Annotated in this window: 17 protein-coding genes and 2 tRNA genes; 10 read left to right on the top strand and 9 right to left on the bottom strand. The window is 68.2% G+C overall.

The annotated features are described in order from the left end of the window. Positions 1-82 precede the first annotated feature (82 nt). The 4 genes from HHX35_RS18900 to HHX35_RS44640 form a co-directional block, all read right to left on the bottom strand. Complete coding sequence (locus HHX35_RS18900; RefSeq protein WP_182900108.1) at positions 83-649, bottom strand: TIGR03086 family metal-binding protein; 567 nt, start codon at positions 647-649, stop codon at positions 83-85. A gap of 87 nt (positions 650-736) precedes the next feature. Continuing rightward, positions 737-2,470 (bottom strand): SpoIIE family protein phosphatase, encoded by a 1,734-nt coding sequence (locus HHX35_RS18895; protein ID WP_182900107.1) that lies wholly within the window; start codon positions 2,468-2,470, stop codon positions 737-739. A gap of 162 nt (positions 2,471-2,632) precedes the next feature. Then, a complete protein-coding gene (locus HHX35_RS18890) occupies positions 2,633-3,991 on the bottom strand; it encodes a TrpB-like pyridoxal phosphate-dependent enzyme (RefSeq protein WP_139576465.1) in 1,359 nt (452 codons plus the stop codon). A 77-nt stretch (positions 3,992-4,068) separates the two neighbouring features. Next, on the bottom strand, positions 4,069-4,566 hold the full coding sequence (locus HHX35_RS44640) for a DUF2087 domain-containing protein (protein WP_182900106.1): 498 nt from the start codon (positions 4,564-4,566) through the stop codon (positions 4,069-4,071). A gap of 20 nt (positions 4,567-4,586) precedes the next feature. Between HHX35_RS44640 and HHX35_RS18880 the strand changes: the two genes are divergently transcribed. Continuing rightward, positions 4,587-5,009: a VOC family protein gene (locus tag HHX35_RS18880; RefSeq protein ID WP_220505617.1), complete on the top strand. Its 423-nt coding sequence runs from the start codon at positions 4,587-4,589 to the stop codon at positions 5,007-5,009. A 3-nt stretch (positions 5,010-5,012) separates the two neighbouring features. On the opposite strand, the gene HHX35_RS18875 is transcribed toward HHX35_RS18880, so the two are convergent. After that, positions 5,013-5,774 carry an enoyl-CoA hydratase gene (locus HHX35_RS18875; RefSeq protein WP_182900105.1) on the bottom strand — a complete coding sequence of 254 codons (762 nt, stop codon included), beginning with the start codon at positions 5,772-5,774 and terminating at the stop codon, positions 5,013-5,015. Positions 5,775-5,934: 160 nt separating this feature from the next. Between HHX35_RS18875 and HHX35_RS18870 the strand changes: the two genes are divergently transcribed. Further along, entirely contained in the window at positions 5,935-6,408 is a 474-nt protein-coding gene (locus tag HHX35_RS18870) for a PASTA domain-containing protein (RefSeq protein ID WP_182900104.1), read from the top strand. Then, positions 6,398-7,168, top strand: a complete 771-nt coding sequence (locus HHX35_RS18865) for a hypothetical protein (RefSeq protein ID WP_182900103.1) — start codon at positions 6,398-6,400, stop codon at positions 7,166-7,168. Before HHX35_RS18870 ends, HHX35_RS18865 begins: the two co-directional genes overlap by 11 nt. Before the next feature lie 99 nt (positions 7,169-7,267). Here HHX35_RS18865 and HHX35_RS18860 read toward each other — a convergent pair. Then, positions 7,268-7,344, bottom strand: a tRNA-Pro gene (locus tag HHX35_RS18860). Between the two features lie 90 nt (positions 7,345-7,434). Between HHX35_RS18860 and HHX35_RS18855 the strand changes: the two genes are divergently transcribed. Further along, positions 7,435-7,505, top strand: a tRNA-Gly gene (locus HHX35_RS18855). Between the two features lie 95 nt (positions 7,506-7,600). On the opposite strand, the gene HHX35_RS18850 is transcribed toward HHX35_RS18855, so the two are convergent. From HHX35_RS18850 to HHX35_RS18840, 3 genes are all read right to left on the bottom strand, one after another. Beyond that, positions 7,601-8,053: a tyrosine-type recombinase/integrase gene (locus tag HHX35_RS18850; protein WP_182900376.1), complete on the bottom strand. Its 453-nt coding sequence runs from the start codon at positions 8,051-8,053 to the stop codon at positions 7,601-7,603. A gap of 27 nt (positions 8,054-8,080) precedes the next feature. After that, positions 8,081-8,389 (bottom strand): hypothetical protein, encoded by a 309-nt coding sequence (locus HHX35_RS18845; RefSeq protein ID WP_182900102.1) that lies wholly within the window; start codon positions 8,387-8,389, stop codon positions 8,081-8,083. Between the two features lie 597 nt (positions 8,390-8,986). Further along, positions 8,987-9,466 (bottom strand): ATP-binding protein, encoded by a 480-nt coding sequence (locus tag HHX35_RS18840; RefSeq protein ID WP_139576460.1) that lies wholly within the window; start codon positions 9,464-9,466, stop codon positions 8,987-8,989. Positions 9,467-9,741: 275 nt separating this feature from the next. Here HHX35_RS18840 and HHX35_RS18835 point away from each other — a divergent pair, with 275 nt between their 5' ends. From HHX35_RS18835 to HHX35_RS18810, 6 genes are all read left to right on the top strand, one after another. Beyond that, complete coding sequence (locus tag HHX35_RS18835; protein ID WP_182900101.1) at positions 9,742-10,608, top strand: helix-turn-helix transcriptional regulator; 867 nt, start codon at positions 9,742-9,744, stop codon at positions 10,606-10,608. Between the two features lie 201 nt (positions 10,609-10,809). Beyond that, complete coding sequence (gene tig, locus HHX35_RS18830) at positions 10,810-12,204, top strand: trigger factor (protein ID WP_182900100.1); 1,395 nt, start codon at positions 10,810-10,812, stop codon at positions 12,202-12,204. 356 nt (positions 12,205-12,560) lie between these two features. After that, positions 12,561-13,205, top strand: a complete 645-nt coding sequence (locus HHX35_RS18825) for a ClpP family protease (RefSeq protein WP_030509565.1) — start codon at positions 12,561-12,563, stop codon at positions 13,203-13,205. A gap of 14 nt (positions 13,206-13,219) precedes the next feature. Then, the gene (locus tag HHX35_RS18820; protein ID WP_139576457.1) at positions 13,220-13,867 is read left to right on the top strand and encodes an ATP-dependent Clp protease proteolytic subunit; all 648 of its coding nucleotides are present in this window, start codon (positions 13,220-13,222) and stop codon (positions 13,865-13,867) included. A gap of 234 nt (positions 13,868-14,101) precedes the next feature. Further along, positions 14,102-15,385 carry an ATP-dependent Clp protease ATP-binding subunit ClpX gene (gene clpX, locus HHX35_RS18815; RefSeq protein WP_079317756.1) on the top strand — a complete coding sequence of 428 codons (1,284 nt, stop codon included), beginning with the start codon at positions 14,102-14,104 and terminating at the stop codon, positions 15,383-15,385. A 73-nt stretch (positions 15,386-15,458) separates the two neighbouring features. Further along, positions 15,459-18,047 (top strand): valine--tRNA ligase, encoded by a 2,589-nt coding sequence (locus HHX35_RS18810; RefSeq protein WP_139576456.1) that lies wholly within the window; start codon positions 15,459-15,461, stop codon positions 18,045-18,047. Positions 18,048-18,502: the final 455 nt, after the last annotated feature.

The following is an 18,502-nucleotide window of genomic DNA, read 5'->3' as shown; positions in this document are numbered from 1 at the left end:
GGCGGCCCACAGGGCGGTAGCCCTGCGAGAGGACCGTGCGGTAGCCCTCCGACAGGACCGTGCGGTAGCCCTGCGACAGGACCTACGGGTTTCTGCCCCAGGCGGCGAGCAGATGAGTCTGCTGGTCGGCGCCGGCCGGAACGCCTCGCTCGTCCCCGATCACCCCCGCCTCACGGTAGTCCTCCCGCGCCTTCTCGAACCATTCCGAGCAGGAGGCGACGAGTTCGGGGTCGAGCCGTTCCGGCCCGCCGATGGCACGTGCCAGGTCCCAGGTGTGGATCAGCGCGTCCGCGAACAGCTCGGTGATGTACTCCTCGCCCGGCACGTCGCCGAAGGACAGGTGGGTCACGCTGGTCAGGGCGCCCTCGGCGTACACCGCCTGGACGGCGCCTTGCGCGGAGGCCTCGAACGCCTTGAGCGGGTCGTCGCCGAGCACGTCGCCCTCGAAGGCGTCCCCCACCTCGGCGACCGTACGGCCGGACAGCAGCTCGGGGGCCCACAGGTTCTCGGCCACGACGTGGTTGACGAGCCCCCGGACGTCCCAGTCGACACAAGGAGTCGGCAGCTCCCACTGTCCGCGGCGGACGAGATGGAGGCGGTCCCCGAAACCGTCCAGCGCCCTGCGGTACGCGTCACGGATGTCGATCATGTCCCCTCCTCGCCACGAACTCCCCATTCGACCGTAACTCTTCTCAACGATCAGTCATACACGCTCGCAGGGGAGGGAACGTCCGGGTCAAGGGAGATGCTGCTCGACCCACACGATCTTTCCGTACGGGGTGGGCCGGGTGCCCCAGCGGTAGGCGAACCGCTTGATCAGCTGGAGACCGCGGCCGGTGTCCTCGTCGGGGGCGGCCGTGCGCGGGGCGGGAGCGGCGGGGGAGCCGTCGACGACCTCGACCACCAGCGTGCGGCCGCGCAGCATGCGCAGCTCGATCGGCGGCCAGCCGTGTTTGAGCGCGTTGGTGACCAGTTCGCTCACGATGAGCTGGGTGCTGTCCACCAGGCCGCTCAGTCCCCACCTCTGCAGGGTGCTGCGGACGAAGCGGCGGGCGTGCGAGACGAACCGCGGGTCGGACGGCAACGGGCAGGTCGCCACCTCGTCCGGGTCGAGATCGCGCACCCGGGCCACCATCAGGGCGATGTCGTCACGCTCGTGGCCGGACCGCTGGCTGCTGATGATCACGTCGCACATGTCCTCCAGGTCCTCGATCGGACCGGCGAGCAGGCGGCGCAGCCCCATGATCCCGGCGTCCAGGTCCCGCTCCCGGCTCTCCACGAGGCCGTCGGTGTAGAGGGCGAGCACGCTTCCGGCCGGCAGGACCAGCTCGCGTGACTCCAGCGGGTCGCTGCCGATGCCGAGAGGCAGGCCCGAGGGCAGCTCGATGATCTCGGTCGACCGGTCGGGGTGCAGCAGGATCGGCGGCACGTGCCCGGCACGGGCGAGCGCGCAGTTGCGCGTCACCGGGTCGTAGACGGCGTAGATGCACGTGGCGATCTGGCTCGGGTCGAGGTCCTGACTCATCAGGTTGAGCCGGAACAGCACCTCGTCGGGCGGCAGGTCGAGGCTCGCGAGCGTCCGCGCGGCCGTGCGGAGCTGGCCCATGGTCGCGGCGGCCCTGGTCCCGTGGCCCATGACGTCGCCCACCACCAGGGCGGTACGGCACCCGGGCAGGGCGATCACGTCGTACCAGTCGCCCCCGACGCCCATCAGGTCGCTGGCGGGCAGGTAGCGCGAGGCGATGTCCATGCCGAGCGCCTGCGGCAGTTCGACGGGCAGCAGGCTGCTCTGCAGGGTCAGCGCGGTCCTGCGCTCCCTGGTGTACAGCCGCGCGTTGTCGATGCACACGGCGGTGCGGGCGGCCAGGTCCTCGGCCACCACCACGTCCTGCTCCTCGAACGGCAGGCTGCCCGGGTGCCTGGTGAAGATCAGGCACCCGAGGACCCTTCCCCGCGCTCGCAGGGGCACCGCGAGGAACGAGGAGTCGGTCAGGAGCGAGGCGACCGCCTCCTCCCGGTCCAGGCTGGCGCCGATCAGCCGGGCGCTCTCCTTGTCGAGTGCCGGGTACATCAGCGGTTTGCCGCCGGCCATGCACTGGGCCTGCGGAAGGATCGCCGGGTAGACCGTCGCCTCGCCGACGGGGAAGGCCGTCATCCAGGCGTCCGGATCGGCACCGGCCACGCCCAGGGCGACCCGGCGTACGAGGGTGGTCCCGTCCACCGGCCTGGACGACAACTCGCCGTCCGCCATGAGGCGGTCCTGCACCATCACGGCCGCCGCGTCGGCGAAGCGGGGGACCGCCACGTCGACGAGCTCCCGGCTCGTCTCGGATAAGTCGAGCGTGCTGCCGATCCGCCGGCTCGCCTCGTTCAGGAAAGCCAGCCGCTCGTGCGCGGACGCGGCGCTGCTGCGGCGCCACTGCGCCCGGTTGCCCGGGGCGGGGTCCTTGATGACGCAGTTCCGGTTCAACGATTTCTCCGGAGAGAGCGGATGGTGTTCCAGAATCGTATGGAGCTGATACCGCGCATTTCAGCCGTTTGACATGAGTGCTCCGGTCGGTATGACGGCGCGATGGCGCAGCCGTACCCGCCGGTCAAGGGACGAAACGGATATCGGCGGGCATGCGTTACATCAGACGGCGGGCAGGTGCGCGAGGGCCGCGTCGATCCGCTCCTGCGGAAGCGTGAAATCCTCAAGGCGGCCGGCGAGACGGCTCTCGTAGGCGGGCAGGTCGAAGTGGCCGTGCCCGCACAGGGACATCACGATGACCTTCTCCTCGCCCGACTCGGCGCACCGCAACGCCTCCGCGATCGTCGCGGCCACCGCATGGGAGGGTTCGGGAGCCGGCACGATCCCCTCGGCCCTGGCGAAGCGGATCCCCGCGTCGAAGCACTCGGTCTGCGTGACGGCCACGGCCTCCACCAGGCCCAGCGCGTAGATGTGCGAGAGCAGCGGCGACATGCCGTGATAGCGCAGCCCGCCGGCGTGGATCGGGTCGGGCACGAACGTGTGCCCCAGCGTGTGCATCTTCATCAGCGGCGTGAACCCCGCCGTGTCGCCGAAGTCGTACGCGTAGGTGCCCCGGGTCAGGGACGGGCAGGCGGCGGGCTCGACGCTCCGCAGCACGGGGTTCATGCGCCCCGCCAGCTTCTCGCGCAGGAACGGGAAGGCCAGCCCGGCGAAGTTGGAGCCGCCGCCGGTGCAGCCGATCACCACGTCCGGGGTCTCGCCGAGGACGGCCAACTGCTCCAGCGCCTCCTCGCCGATCACGGTCTGGTGCAGCAGAACGTGGTTGAGCACCGAGCCGAGGGCGTATCGCGTGTCGTCGTGCTGCCCGGCGACCTCGACCGCCTCGCTGATCGCGATGCCCAGCGACCCCGTGCAGTGGGGGTCCTCCGCCAGGATCCTGCTGCCCGCCGTGGTCACGGCCGACGGGCTGGCGTGCAGGGTCGCGCCGTAGATCTTCATCAGTGTGCGGCGGTACGGCTTCTGCTCGTACGACGCCCTGACCATCCAGACCTCGCAGGCCAGGCCGTATTGCGCGCAGGCGAACGCCAGGGCGGAGCCCCACTGGCCCGCGCCGGTCTCGGTGGTCAGCCTCCGCACGCCCTCCCGCGCGTTGTAGTACGCCTGGGGGACCGCCGTGTTGGGCTTGTGCGAGCCCGACGGGCTGCCGCCCTCGTACTTGTAGTAGATCCGCGCGGGCGTGCCGAGGACGCGCTCAAGCCGCCGGGCGCGGATGAGGGGCGTGGGCCGCCAGAGGCGGTAGACGTCGAGGACGCCGTCAGGGATCGGGACGAACCGCTCACCCGACACCTCCTGCTCGATCAGCGCCGCCGGGAAGAGCGGGGCGAGGTCGTCGGGGCCGACCGGCTGCAGCGTCGCCGGGTGGAGCACCGGCGGGGGAGGCGTGGGCAGATCGGGGACGACGTTGTACCAGTTCCGGGGAATCCGGGACTCGTCGAGAAGGACCCTGGTCGGCTCGCCCATAACTCCCAGTGTCCGCGCCGGGGGCCCGTCGGGAAAGGGCGTTTGCCGATGTGGCCGGACCCGGTCAGACGGCTGCGTCAGGTGGTTCCGCCCGAGCGCCAGTAGACGTTGGCCTCCCGGGTGAGGAACCCCTCGTCCACCAGATAACGGCGCAGCGCGGCGTAGTCGTCGTGGAACGCCCGCAGCGCCACGTCGACCTCCTTCTCCGGATAGCGCACGCCCACCTCGAACACCTGCGCGATGTAGTCGAGCACCATCAGCCGTTTGGTCCTCTTCACGGGGATGGAGACGAGCCGCCCGCCGACCAGGAACGCGTCCATCGGGTCCGCCGGCGTGGAGGGGATCGTGCGCAGCAGTTCGCGGAAGGTCTCGGGCCGCGCCCGCCAGCCGTCCCCGTCCTGTACGGCGAGGCCGCCCCGCTCCAGCCGGTCCAGGGCCTTGGACACCACTTCCCGGTCGAGCCCGGTGACCTTGTCGAGCGGCTCACCGGGACGCAGGACCAGTCCGGAGAGGACCCGGAGCGTGTCGTCCTGCCCGAGTAGCCCGAGCACGCGGGAGATGTGCTTGTCGATCACCTGTCCACGGTATTGCGTCGATGAAGACCGTAGGAAACCTGGAGGGCGACGTGACCGCTCAACTGGATCACACGATCGTGCACAGCAGCGACCGCTTCGAGTCCGCCCGGTTCCTGACCGGGCTGCTCGGCGAGCCCGAGCCCGGCGCGTTCGGGCCGTTCGCCACGGTCCGGGTCGGCAACGGCGTGACGATCGACTACGCCGACTCGATCGTCGACCGGGACCGGATCGTCATGCAGCACCTGGCGTTCCTCGTCTCTGAGGACGAGTTCGACGACATCTGCGCCCGCATCGCCGAGCGGGGCCTGCCCTACTGGGGCGGCCCCCATCACCAGGAGCCGCAGCAGATCAACCACCGCCACCACGGCCGCGGGGTGTACGTGGACGACCCCGACGGCCACGCCATCGAGTTCCTCACCCATCCGTACGTGGAGGAGGAGTGACTTTCAACGGGTCTGCGTCCGGCCCCGGTCGAACACGGCGCGCCTGCGGGCGGCGAAATCCTCGGGGCTGGTGACGGCGAGCCCGTCCCGGCCGGTCTCCAGTTCGGCTCGGAGGCCGTCGGCGCCGGTGCCGTCGCGCAGGAGGTCGTAGATCTCCCGGATCCTGCCCAGCGTCTCCGGCGTCGTCGTCGCGATGCTCTGCGCGAGCTCAACTGCCCGGGGCAGCAGCCGGTCGTGCGCGACGACCTCGTTCACCAGGCCGATGCGCAGTGCCAGGGGAGCGTCGACGAAGTCCCCGGTGAACGTCATCTGCCGGGCCCATGCCTGCCCGACGGCCTGGCTGAGCCGGGCCGTCATGCCCCAGGAGGGCACGATGCCGACGCGGGTGTGGGTGTCGGCGAACCTCGCCCGTTCGCTGGCGATCCTGAAGTCGCAGGCGAGAGCGAACTCCAGGCCACCGGTCACCGCCACGCCGTTGACCGCCCCGATGACGGGCACAGGGAAGTTCCGCAGCGGGAGGATGGAGTCGGGGTGGCCGATCTTCACTGCCGCTTCGAGTTCGCCGAGGTCCAGGCCCGCGCAGAAGGCGGGGTCGGCCCCGGTGAGGACCATCGCGCGCAGGCCGGGCTCCTCCGCGAGCCGCTTGAGCGTGTCATGGAACTCTTCGAGCAGCGCCTTGGAGATCGCGTTGTACTTGCGCGGACGGTTCAGCGTCACGACCGCGACGGCCTCGGAGGGCCGGCCGACGAGGACCAGGTCACCCATGATGCTCCTCAGGGTTCCGGGGGTAGCGAGAACAGGTTATAGAAAGGTGCCGGGCCCCTGACGTCGGTCACGCCGGTGCGCGGGCAGCCCGCCCGACGGTCCAGTGGTCACCTGGGCCATCCGGCTCGAACTCTCGCCAAGATCGTGGTACGCATCGTCCATGCGGCGCTCCGTGGCGATACCTCTGATCACTGCGATCGTCGCCGCCTCCGGCGCCGTCATCGCCACCTTCGCGCTGATTCTCCCCGCCCCTGGTTCCACCACGCCGTACCGCGCGCCCACCGCGCCGGGACGGCCGACGGAATCGGCCCTCGACGCGCCCACGATGCCCGAGCTCTGGTATCAGGACGCGGAGACCGCGAGAAGAGTGGTCACCGCTCTCGGATTCGTCGCGGAGATTCACACCGTGGACGGCGAGGAGATGAAGGTCCCGACGGATTGGATCGTTGTCGGCCAAGAACCGGCTCCGGGAACCCTTCTCAAGAGCACCATGCCGATCGTGTTCTATGTCACGCGTAAAGACATGCCCGTGCCCAGCCCCACCACAGCGACCGCACACCCGTATGAGCCGGCCCACCATGATCTCCAGGCCCGGCGGAACACGACCGAAGGCCGAGGACGTCGTGGGCGTTGACTGGATCCGGATGCGGCCCGTGCCGGGTGCCTCCCCAGAGGTCCTGGCCGTGCTCGTCCAGCAGCAGGCCGCGGCGTTCGCGGCCACGGGCGACTGGTTCGAAGGGGAGTTCGATCATCTCCAGGTCGACGCCGGCCCGGGATCATGCGAGCTCGTACATCACGTCGACGTGGACTCCGGCCCTGACTGTTACCGGCGGGTGAGCGCTTTCGTCCTCAGCCCCGTCTTCCCCGCGGAGTGGCGGCTGGCGGCCTATCGCAGCTATCTGCCCGCGGAGCTTCCGGGCCGTCTGCACCGTTGGCGGTCTCACCTCGACCAGATCCGTCGCGGGGCCCATCGCGACTACCTGCACGCGTGGTACTGCTACGCGATCACGCGGCAGGTCGCGCTGCAATGGCAGGTGCTCCGCGACCACGCTGCGACCGCCCGGGACCGCACGAACACCTGGGCCACGCGCCCGGCACTCATCCCCGTCCGAGAACGGATCCTGGCTCTTCCACTCCCAGCCGTACCACCGGCCCCTCGATGGGGCGCAGACGCCCCAACCGAGGCGAGGCTTCCCGTTCACAGCGATCTCATGGTGGAACTCGCACGGTCGTGGAACTCCCTGGTGCCCACCAGGCAGAAGGTCCGAATCCAACAGCCTCCGGACTTCGACGATTTCGTGGAAACCGCTTTGGACGATGCGGCTCTCACCGACTGCCTCGACTGGATGGATCGAGCCACCCAGGACGGCTACGGGCTGCTCCTCGACTGGTGACCGACGGAGCCCTGGTCACACAGTCGGTCGCCTCGGTCGCCCAGGGAACGGACAAGGCCGCTTCCGATCACCGGAGGCGGCCTTTGACGTGCAGAGTGCTGGTCGGGGCGACAGGATTTGAACCTGCGACTTCTTGCTCCCAAAGCAAGCGCGCTACCAAGCTGCGCCACGCCCCGTCCCGTCGGGTACGCGAGCGCTCCGAGACTCCGGTACGCTTACGCCCTGACGACCGGATGAAGTCTAGACCAGATGGACACCGGGCGCGCGCGGACGTAGCTCAATGGTAGAGCCCCAGTCTTCCAAACTGGCTACGCGGGTTCGATTCCCGTCGTCCGCTCTCACTGCAAAAGGCCAGGTCACCCCATACGGCGTGCCTGGCCTTTGTGATCTCACGACACTGTTTACGATCTTCCGTGCCACACACGTGCCACTTCAGTTTTCGATTTTCGTTCCGGCCGCCGTCTCGAACGCCTCCCCGAGCGCTTTGGCGTTCGCCTCATCACGGTCCTGCGTGGCGTGCAGGTAGATCAGGGCCGCCCGAGTGGACGAGTGACCCGTCCGCGCCATCAGCTCCTTGAGGCTGGCCCCGTTGGCAGCCGCCCGCGAGTTCCCCACGTGCCGCAGGTCGTGAAAGTGGAGATCGGGAAGGCCGGCCGCCGTACGGACCTTGTTCCAGGTCCGGCGGAAGCTGGAGCGCCGGAGGCGAGCGCCCCTGGGGCCGATGAAGCCCCAGCCGTCCGCCGCCTTGTCCGAGTAGCGCTCGACATGCTCGCGAAGCTGAGGGAGAGGAACGGCGGTTGGCTGAGGTACTCGCGAGGACGGGCTTGACCCTCCTCGCCGGCCCGCCGTCGCTTCGCGATGGGTCGAGGCAGACGGGAAGAGCAGGCAGGGGAGAAGCCTGCGGGGCCGCGCCTACTCGCTGAGCAGCACCCAAACGGCTGACAGGCCGGCGTGTGCCGTTATCTGCCGCGTTACGACGTCCACAAGGTCATCGGCGACGTTTGCAGGGAGATCCCCTTCGATGGACACCTGCCAGCCGACATCCTCGGCCGAGAAGGAGACGTCAACATCCCGCACCCGAATCCGGTGATCGCCCCAGCCGTCCACGAGGGAAGCCTCCCACCCTTCAGGGGTAAGGACGCGCGCAAGATCTCGCGTGTGTATGGGGATCCATTCCGGCCCGCCCTCCGGCCCGATCAGGTACGAACGAGTCTCCTGCATGATCCATACCGTGCCACAAGCGTGCCAGTCATAGCGGGGAATCAGGGGCAGTCGCAGGTACGAGCGGACACCCGGAAGTTGCCCCTGACCAGCGCTGGAGCAGGCTGAGCCGTGGCGATCCGAACTCTTCCAAACTGGCTACGCGGGTTCGATTCCCGTCGTCCGCTCTGATGACGAAGGCCCAGGTCGGAGAAGTTATCCCGACCCTGGGCCGCAATCTTTTCCGGCCTCCGAATTTCCGCCGTGCCCGTCACGCGCCCGATTGCTTTCCGTCGTGCCCGTTCCCGGCCGGGAGGCCGGCCGTTCGAGTGCTCGCGAACGCTCGCCAGGCGCCTCCGCAACGACCCTGTCGCGGTCCCGAGTCATGTGCTCGTAGAGCATCTCGTGGCGTCGTCGTACTCAAACCGCGCGCCGTCCTCCCGGGCATGGAAGACACGGACCCCCGACGGGCGGGTCCTCGCGACCGAGGAGAACGGCGGAGTAAGAGGGGCCGACCACCGAAGCGGCGGACGAGCCTCCTCGGATGCCCTGTCCCTGACCCGGATCTCGCAAACCTGGGGCGAGGTGACGGGGGAACGGGCGGACGCGGAGAAACGGTCAGTCGCCGGTGCGGAAGAGGGCCCAGACGGCCTTGCCGCCCTCGTCCAGCGCGTCCCAGCCCCACGCCTGGCTGTAGGTCTCGACGATGTAGAGGCCGCGTCCGTGCTCGGAGACGAAGTCGGGCTGCACGGGCGACGGCGCCTGGTCGCTCGGATCCGAGACGGCGAGCAGCACGTGCGGGGCGATGCGCAGGAGCGTCAGTGTTATCGGCCGGTCGCCGGAGCGGTTCGCCGGATACAGCGCGTAACGAACCGCGTTCGTCACCAGTTCGCTCACGACCAGTGCCGCGTCGTCACTCAGTTCCGACAGACCCCACTGTTGCAAGGTCGTCCGCGTGACGTCACGCGCGGTCTTGACGGAGTCGGCCTGCGGGGCCAGGGGGCACATCGTCGTATCGGACGCCCCTGCCGCCCTCCGGAACCAGCCGAATCCCACGTCGCGGGTCAGCTGGCCGCCGGGTTTGGGCTCGTCCGACATGGTTGCCCGTACCTCCCGCTGGCCTGAATCGAGGACTGGTGCACATTTGGCCCAATATGCACCTAGACATGATGGATCAGCGCCTCCTGCCGCTGCAAGACCCAAATGCACGTGCAATTGTCACGTGCATACGCACAATGCGGTAGTGCTAACCGTCAGGGACACGTAGATCAGACCTTGTCATCGGAGCCCGAAGTGGTGACACTGTGTGGGCTGGGGGTGTCGTGCGGGTCGTCCCTTGGCGGCACACAAGGCCGAGGTGAGAGGGAGGCGCCGTGATACAGATCCAGGCTGGATCGGGTCCGACGGCTCTGCGCATCCTTCTCGGTTCCCAGCTCCGCAAGCTCCGTGAGAGCAAGGGCATCAGCCGTGACCAGGCCGGCCAGTGCATCCGGGCGTCCGAATCGAAGATCAGCCGGATGGAGCTGGGCCGGGTCGGATTCAAGGAACGCGACGTGGCCGACCTTCTCGCCCTCTACGGGGTGGAGGACGAGGAGACGCGCGATGTCGTGATGAACCTGGTCGAGCAGGCCAACGAGCCCGGCTGGTGGCACCGGTTCAACGACCTGCTGCCCTCGTGGTTCCAGGCCTACGTCGGCCTGGAGGAGGCCGCCGAGCGCATCCGCACCTACGAGGTGCAGTTCGTTCCCGGCCTGCTGCAGACGAAGGAGTACGCGCGGGCGGTCATCATGGCCGGCGCGGTCGGCGCGGCGCCGGAGGAGATCGCCAGGCGGGTGGACCTGCGGCTGGAACGCCAGCGCATCCTCGACGGCGAGAACAGCCCGAAGTTCTGGGCGGTGATCGACGAGGCCGCGCTGCGCCGCCCGATCGGCGGCGTCGAGGTGATGCGGGGTCAGATCCAGCACCTCATCGACCTGATGAACCAGCCCAACGTGACCATCCAGGTCATCCCGTTCAGCTATGGCGGACACGCCGCCGAGGGCGGTGCTTTCAGCATCCTGCGGTTCTCCGATCCCGACCTGCCCGACATCGTGTACGTCGAGCAGCTCGCCAGCGCGCTCTACCTGGACAAACGGGAAGAAGTCGATCGCTACAGCGAGGTCATGGAACGCCTCTGCGCGGTCAGCACCACCCCGACGGAGACGGTGGACCTGCTGCGGCAGATCATGGCCGACCTCTGATCAGTCGCTACCGGGCCTCATCTGTTCTAGACTGCCCTTGGCGTTGGACACCCGCCACAGTCGAGCATGCCCGGACAGGTCGCGTGCAGGCGAGACGGTGATCTTGCGCCTTTCACGTGGGCGCGGCGCGCGTTACTGTGCCGCGGTTGCCGTGCACGACGTGCCCGCGATCACCAGATGCTGGATCAAGGAGACCACCCCGTGAAGACCGCTGTCGAGGAGCTCAGCCCTACCCGGGTAAAGCTCACCGTCGAGGTGCCGTTCAAGGAGCTCGAGCCGAGCCTGCAGGCCGCGTACAAGAAGGTCGCGCAGCAGGTGCGCGTGCCCGGCTTCCGTCCTGGCAAGGTGCCGGCCCGGATCATCGAGCAGCGCTTCGGCCGCGCGGTGGTTCTCGAGGAGACCCTGAACGACGCCCTGCCCAAGCTGTACGGCCAGGCCGTTGACGAGACCGAGGTCTTCCCGGTCAGCCAGCCGGAGATCGAGGTCACCAAGATCGAGGACGGTGAGCAGGTCGAGTTCACCGCCGAGGTGGACATCCGCCCCGCCTTCGACATTCCGGACTACCAGGGCGCCGAGGTCGTGGTCGACCCCGCCGAGGTGACCGACGAGGACATCACCTCCCAGCTCGAGGCCCTGCGCCAGCGCTTCGCGACGCTGACCGGCGTCGAGCGGCCGGCCCAGAACGGCGACTACGTCGTGATGGACCTGCGTGCCGAGATCGACGGCCGCAACCTCGACGAGCAGCAGGCCGCCGACGTGTCGTACGAGGTCGGTGCGGGCTCGGTCCTGCAGGGCCTGGACGACGCGCTGGAGGGCATGGCCGCCGGTGACGAGAAGACCTTCCGCACCACGCTCGTCGGCGGTGAGAACGCCGGCGAGGAGGCCGACGTGATCATCAACGTCAAGTCGGTCAAGGAGAAGGTGCTGCCCGAGCTCGACGACGAGTTCGCGCAGCTCGCCAGCGAGTTCGACACGCTCGACGAGCTCAAGGACAGCATCCGTCAGCAGGTTCGCCGCAACAAGCTGGTGGACCAGGTCGTGCAGAGCCGCGAGAAGGCGCTCGACGCGCTGCTCGACAAGATCGACATCCCGCTGCCCGAGAGCGCGCTCCAGGCGGAAATCGACGCGCGCAAGCACAACCTCGAGCACCAGGTCGCCGAGAGCGGCCTGAGCCGCGAGGCGTACCTCCGCCTCCAGCAGACCTCCGAGGAGGAGCTGTTCGCGGAGTACGAGTCGACCTCGGCCAAGGCGCTCAAGTCGGGCTTCGTGCTCGACAAGATCGTCAAGGCGGAGGAGATCGGCGTCAGCGAGCAGGAGCTGACCGACTTCGTGGTGCGCCGCGCCATGCAGATGGGTGTCGCGCCGAACACGCTGGCCCAGCACCTCGCCGACAACAACCAGCTTCCGCTGGCGATGATGGAGATCGTGCGCGAGAAGGCCAAGACCCTCATCGGCGACGCGGCCAAGGTGACCGACACGGCCGGCAACGAGGTGGACGTCAAGGCCATCTACGCCGAGCTCAACCCCGAGCAGGAGGCCGTGGGCGTGGAGGAGGCGGGTGCCGGGGAGCCCGCCGACGAGGCCGAGGAAAGCTGATTTCCCAGGCTCTCGCCTGACTTCTGCCACCGACCGGCCGGGAGGCCGGTCGGTGTGGCGGTAACGGTGAAACCCCCGTCGCACTCGGGTGCGCCGGGGGTTTCCGGTTATGTTCGGGCAAATCCCTGCAAATTTGTTTCTTACCGCGTGTCGGGGAGTAATCGTAGGGCTGAGATCCCTGCGCCCCCTGCCGTGCGGCCACGGCGGGAAACACGGGCGATGCGGCGCGGGGGCCCCGTGGCGGGCCGGGCATGCGCCGTCAGCGAACAGTACGGCGCACGGGCATGACCTGTCTGCGTCGCGCGTTAAGGTCACAAGCAAAGCCAATCGATTACGACGCATCGGAAGGTGACGCTGTGACCAGCCCGCCGACCTTCTTCCCGACCGGTGGTTCCGGCTTCGAGGCCCGGAGCCCGGAGGGTGGCCCCTCCCGCCTCGAGGACCAGCTCTACCAGCGCCTGCTGCGCGAGCGGATCGTGGTGCTCGGCACCCAGGTCAACGACGAGGTGGCCAACCGGCTGGCCGCTGAGCTCCTGCTCCTCGCCGCCGATGACCCGGACCGCGACATCTGGATGTACATCAACTCCCCCGGTGGCTCGGTGACCGCCGGCATGGCGATTTACGACATGATGGAGTACGTGCCGAACGACGTCTGCACGGTCGCCATGGGCCTGGCCGCCTCCATGGGGCAGTTCCTGCTCTGTGCCGGCGCCCGCGGCAAGCGGTACGCGCTTCCGCACGCCCGGATCATGATGCACCAGCCGTCGGGCGGCATCGGCGGCACCGCGGCCGACATCGCGATCCAGGCCGAGCAGATGCTCTACGTGAAGAAGACGCTCGCGGAGCGGATCGCTTTCCACACCGGCCAGCCGCTCGATCAGATCGAGCGCGACTCCGACCGGGACCGCTGGTTCACGGCCGAGGAGGCCAAGGACTACGGCTTCATCGACCACGTGGTGCGCAGCGCCCGCCAGGTGCCCTCCGAGGGCGCCGTCTCGTGACTGGAGCTTCCCAGATGAGTGAGCTGATCCGGCCGGGTGACATCAACGGCCGCTATGTTCTTCCCTCCTTCGTCGAGCGCACGTCGTACGGCGTCAAGGAGATGAACCCCTACAACAAGCTGTTCGAGGACCGCATCATCTTCCTCGGCGTCCAGATCGACGACGCTTCGGCGAACGACGTGATGGCGCAGCTGCTGACGCTGGAGTCGCTGGACCCGGACCGCGACATCAGCATGTACATCAACTCGCCGGGCGGCTCGTTCACCGCGATGACCGCGATCTACGACACCATGCAGTTCGTCCGGCCCGAGATCCAGACGGTCTGCCTTGGGCAGGCGGCCTCGGCCGCAGCGGTCCTGCTGGCCGGCGGCACGCCGGGCAAGCGGTTCGCGCTGCCCAACGCCCGCGTGCTGATCCACCAGCCCTACACCGAGGGCGGCGGCCAGGGCAGTGACATCGAGATCCAGGCTCGTGAGATCCTGCGGATGAGGTCGCTGCTCGAGGAGATCGTGGCGAAGCACTCGGGCAAGGCGCCCGACGAGGTCCGCAAGGACATCGAGCGTGACAAGATCCTCAGCGCCGAGGAGGCGAAGGCGTACGGGCTGGTGGACGACATCATCCCGTCGCGGAAGAAGCGCGCGGCGGCGGTCGCCGCTTCCTGAGGGAGTTGCCGCACCGGAACGGTGCCCATTTGGGCACGTTCCGGTGCGACTCACCGCTAGGGGGCTCACTGAGGGCCCGAGAGACGGTAACGTCGAAACCTGAGCGGGATGACGTTTTCGCACCGGATCGCGATCGCTGGCTCATGATCCAGGATCATGAGCCCGGATCGTGAGCAGGTGCGGACGGAAGCGACCGCGGCGGCAGGGGCGGTCCCACGCAAAGGAGTATCTGGGGTGGCACGCATCGGCGACGGGGGAGACCTGCTGAAGTGCTCGTTCTGCGGCAAGAGCCAGAAGCAGGTCAAGAAGCTCATCGCCGGACCAGGCGTCTACATCTGCGATGAGTGCATCGATCTCTGCAACGAGATCATCGAGGAGGAGCTGTCCGAGTCCTCCGAGCTCAAGTGGGACAACCTCCCCAAGCCGCGCGAGATCTACGAGTTTCTCGACGCGTACGTCATCGGGCAGGACAAGGCGAAGAAGGCCCTGTCGGTAGCGGTCTACAACCACTACAAGCGCGTCCAGTCCGGGGAGCGGGGCCGTGACGACGGCCTGGAGCTGGCCAAGTCCAACATCCTGCTGCTCGGCCCGACCGGATCGGGCAAGACCCTGCTCGCGCAGACCCTCGCCAAGATGCTCAACGTGCCGTTCGCCATCGCGGACGCGACCGCGCTGACCGAGGCCGGCTACGTCGGCGAGGACGTGGAGAACATCCTCCTCAAGCTGATCCAGGCCGCCGACTACGACGTCAAGAAGGCCGAGACCGGCATCATCTACATCGACGAGGTCGACAAGATCGCCCGTAAGAGCGAGAACCCGTCGATCACGCGGGACGTGTCGGGCGAGGGCGTGCAGCAGGCCCTGCTGAAGATCCTTGAGGGGACCACGGCGAGCGTGCCCCCGCAGGGCGGGCGCAAGCACCCCCACCAGGAGTTCATCCAGATCGACACCACGAACGTGCTGTTCATCTGCGGTGGCGCCTTCGCCGGTCTCGAGAAGATCATCGAGTCGAGGGTCGGCAGGAAGGGCATCGGCTTCAACGCGATCATCCACTCGAAGGAGGAGATGGACTCCTCCGACATCTTCTCGGACGTCATGCCGGAAGATCTCCTGAAGTTCGGCATGATCCCCGAGTTCGTCGGCCGGCTCCCGGTGATCACGTCGGTGCACAACCTTGACAGGGACGCGCTGATCCAGATCCTCACCGAGCCGCGCAACGCGCTCGTGAAGCAGTACCGGCGCCTGCTCGAACTCGACAACGTCGAGCTGGAGTTCTCCGACGACGCGCTGGAGGCCATCGCCGACCAGGCGATCCTGCGCGGCACCGGCGCCCGCGGGCTGCGCGCCATCATGGAGGAAGTCCTCCAGTCCGTGATGTACGAGGTGCCTTCCCGCCAGGACGTGGCCCGCGTCGTCATCACCCGCGAGGCCGTGCTGGAGCACGTGAATCCGACCCTGGTGCCACGCGACCAGCTGCAGGCCAAGCAGCAGCGGACCCCGAGGGAGAAGTCGGCCTGACGCGGGCCTTCGCCGGCGCGTTGTCCACAGGGCGTGCGGCGACGGCTCGGGCGGCGTCCGGACGTCCCTAGAATTGGGCACCGTGACTACGTCTGAGCTGCCCACCCAGTACGCCCCCGCCGATGTCGAGATCCGGAGCTACGAGCGCTGGGTATCGGCGGGCTACTTCACCGCGGACCCGGGCAGCGGGCGCGAGCCGTACAGCATCGTGCTTCCCCCGCCGAACGTGACCGGGTCGCTCCACGTGGGCCACGCCCTCGACCACTCGATCCAGGACGCGCTCACCCGGCGAGCCCGGATGCGGGGTATGGAGACGCTGTGGCTCCCCGGCATGGACCACGCCGGCATCGCCACGCAGAACGTCGTGGAGCGCGAGATCGCCAAGGAGGGCCTGTCTCGCCACGACTTCGGCCGTGAGGCGTTCGTCGAGCGCGTCTGGCAGTGGAAGGAGGAGTCCGGCGGCCGGATCCTCGGCCAGATGAAGAAGCTCGGCGACGGCGTGGACTGGTCGCGTGAGCGCTTCACGATGGACGAGGGGCTCTCCCGGGCCGTCCAGACGATCTTCAAGAAGCTGTTCGACGACGGCCTCATCTACCGCGCCGAGCGGATCATCAACTGGTGCCCCCGCTGCCTGACCGCCCTGTCCGACATCGAGGTCGAGCACAGCGACGACGACGGCGAGCTCGTCTCGATCCGGTACGGCTCGGGCGACGAGGAGATCGTCGTCGCCACCACCCGCGCCGAGACCATGCTGGGCGACACCGCGGTCGCCGTCCACCCCGCCGACGAGCGCTACGCGCACCTGGTCGGCAAGTACGTCGAGGTGCCGCTCACCGGGCGGCGCATCCCGATCGTCGCGGACGAGCACGTGGACCCCTCCTTCGGCACCGGCGCGGTCAAGGTCACCCCCGCGCACGACCCGAACGACTTCGAGATCGGGCGCCGCCACTCGCTGGAGTCGCTCGTCATCATGGACGAGCGCGGCGTCATCACCGCCCACGGGCCCTTCCAGGGCCTCGACCGGTTCGAGGCGCGGCCCGCCGTGGTCGCGGCGCTGCGCGAGCAGGGCCGCATCGTCGCCGAGAAGCGGCCGTACGTGCACTCCGTCGGCCACTGCTCCCGCTGCAAGACCGTGGTCGAGCCGCGATTGTCGCTGCAGTGGTTCGTCAACGTCACACCGCTGGCCAAGGCCGCCGGTGACGCCGTGCGTGACGGCCGCACCCGCATCCACCCGCCGGAGCTGGCCAAGCGCTACTTCGACTGGGTCGACGACATGCACGACTGGTGCATCTCGCGCCAGCTGTGGTGGGGACACCGGATCCCCGTCTGGTATGGCCCGGACGGCGACATGGTCTGTGTGGGGCCCGATGAGGAGCCGCCGGCCGGTTACGAGCAGGACCAGGACGTCCTCGACACGTGGTTCTCCTCCGGGCTGTGGCCGTTCTCCACGCTGGGCTGGCCCGACGCCACGCCCGATCTGGCCCGCTTCTATCCGACGACCGTGCTCGTCACCGGTTACGACATCCTGTTCTTCTGGGTCGCCCGGATGATGATGTTCGGGTTGTACGCGATGGACGGCCAGCCGCCGTTCCGCACCGTGGCGCTGCACGGCATGGTGCGCGACCAGTTCGGCAAGAAGATGTCGAAGTCGTTCGGCAACGTCGTCGACCCGCTCGACTGGATCGAGCGGTACGGCGCGGACGCCACGCGCTTCACGCTCCTGCGCGGTGCCAACCCCGGCTCCGACGTGGCGATCAGCGAGGACTGGGCGGCCGGATCCCGCAACTTCTGCAACAAGATCTGGAACGCCACCCGCTTCGCCTTGATGAACGGCGCTGTCTCCGACGGTCTGCCCGAAGACCTCACGGCGGCCGACCGGTGGATCCTGTCGCGCCTGCAGGAGGTCGTCACGAGTGTCGACGCGGCCTTCGAGGAGTTCGAGTTCGCCAAGGCCTCCGACGCCCTCTACCACTTCGCCTGGGACGAGGTCTTCGACTGGTACGTCGAGCTGGCCAAGGTCCAGTTCGCCGAGGGCGGCGCGGTCGCCGAGAACACCAAGCGGGTGCTGGGGCATGTCCTCGACGCGCTGCTCCGGTTGCTCCACCCGCTCGTGCCGTTCGTGACGGAGGAGCTGTGGCGGGCTTTGACCGGCGGAGAGTCGATCGTGGTCGCTCCCTGGCCCTCGGCCTCGCCCGGGCTGCTCGACCCCACGGCCGAGCAGGAGATCTCCTCACTGCAGAACCTCGTGACGGAGGTGCGCAGGTTCCGCTCGGACCAGGGCCTGAAGCCCGGCCAGCGGGTGGCCGCGCGACTGTCCCTGTCCGGTACGGCTCTCGCCGCCCATGAGGGTGCGATCCGCGTCCTGCTGCGTCTGGACGAACCTGCGGACACCTTCAACCCGACAGCCCGGCTCACCGTCGGCACGGTGCTCGTGGAGATCGACACGGCCGGAGCCATCGACGTCGTCGCCGAGCGGAAGCGGCTGGAGAAGGACCTGGCCGTGGCACGCAAGGAGCAGGCGCAGGTCACGGCGAAGCTCGGCAACGAGCAGTTCATGGCCAAGGCGCCAGAGGATGTCGTGGCGAAGGTGCGCCGGCGGGCCGAGCAGGCCGCCGAGGACATCTCCCGCCTCGAGGCCCAGCTCGCCGCCCTGCCGGCTTAGGCCGTCGTCCTGTGCGCCCTCGCCGCCGCGAGGGCGCACAGGCTCTCCCAGCTTTGTGGCGGCAGAGGTTTGAAGTGCACGGAGACAGGGCAGGACTCTAAAGTTGCCCAAGTTGTGCGCAGCACCTCTCGACGGGTGCTAGTCTTTCTGCACGCGCTGAGGACCGGCGAGCCTGAACCCCCCTCGGGGGATCGGCTGTTAGGCTCTCAGTGACTCCCTTACATCGGACCCGATCTCGGGATGTCTCGTCACGATTCGACGGGCTTTCGGGAATCAGGTAAGTTAGAGGGGTTGCCCCGGAAACGGGGTGGTCGAATTCCTGTCGGTTGGCGGGTTTCGGGTCAAATAAGTCCCGGTGGGGCGGATTTGACACGGAAGAGCCGGTCGGGAAGAATTAAGAACAGCAAGACAAAAGAAAAACAAACGGTGAAACGCCCCGGAGCGTGGGACCTTCT

It is taken from the genome of Microbispora sp. H10830 (assembly GCF_014161375.1).
GTDB classification, from domain to species: domain Bacteria; phylum Actinomycetota; class Actinomycetes; order Streptosporangiales; family Streptosporangiaceae; genus Microbispora; species Microbispora catharanthi.
This window is presented reverse-complemented; position numbering and strand designations above follow the sequence as displayed.

Coding starts and splice junctions, on each gene's coding strand:
- HHX35_RS18900 (WP_182900108.1), bottom strand. CDS start 649: ATGATCGACATCCGTGACGCGTACCGCAGGGCGCTGGACGGTTTCGGG.
- HHX35_RS18890 (WP_139576465.1), bottom strand. CDS start 3,991: ATGGGCGAGCCGACCAGGGTCCTTCTCGACGAGTCCCGGATTCCCCGG.
- HHX35_RS18880 (WP_220505617.1), top strand. CDS start 4,587: ATGAAGACCGTAGGAAACCTGGAGGGCGACGTGACCGCTCAACTGGAT.
- HHX35_RS18875 (WP_182900105.1), bottom strand. CDS start 5,774: ATGGGTGACCTGGTCCTCGTCGGCCGGCCCTCCGAGGCCGTCGCGGTC.
- HHX35_RS18870 (WP_182900104.1), top strand. CDS start 5,935: ATGCGGCGCTCCGTGGCGATACCTCTGATCACTGCGATCGTCGCCGCC.
- HHX35_RS18845 (WP_182900102.1), bottom strand. CDS start 8,389: ATGCAGGAGACTCGTTCGTACCTGATCGGGCCGGAGGGCGGGCCGGAA.
- HHX35_RS18840 (WP_139576460.1), bottom strand. CDS start 9,466: ATGTCGGACGAGCCCAAACCCGGCGGCCAGCTGACCCGCGACGTGGGA.
- HHX35_RS18820 (WP_139576457.1), top strand. CDS start 13,220: ATGAGTGAGCTGATCCGGCCGGGTGACATCAACGGCCGCTATGTTCTT.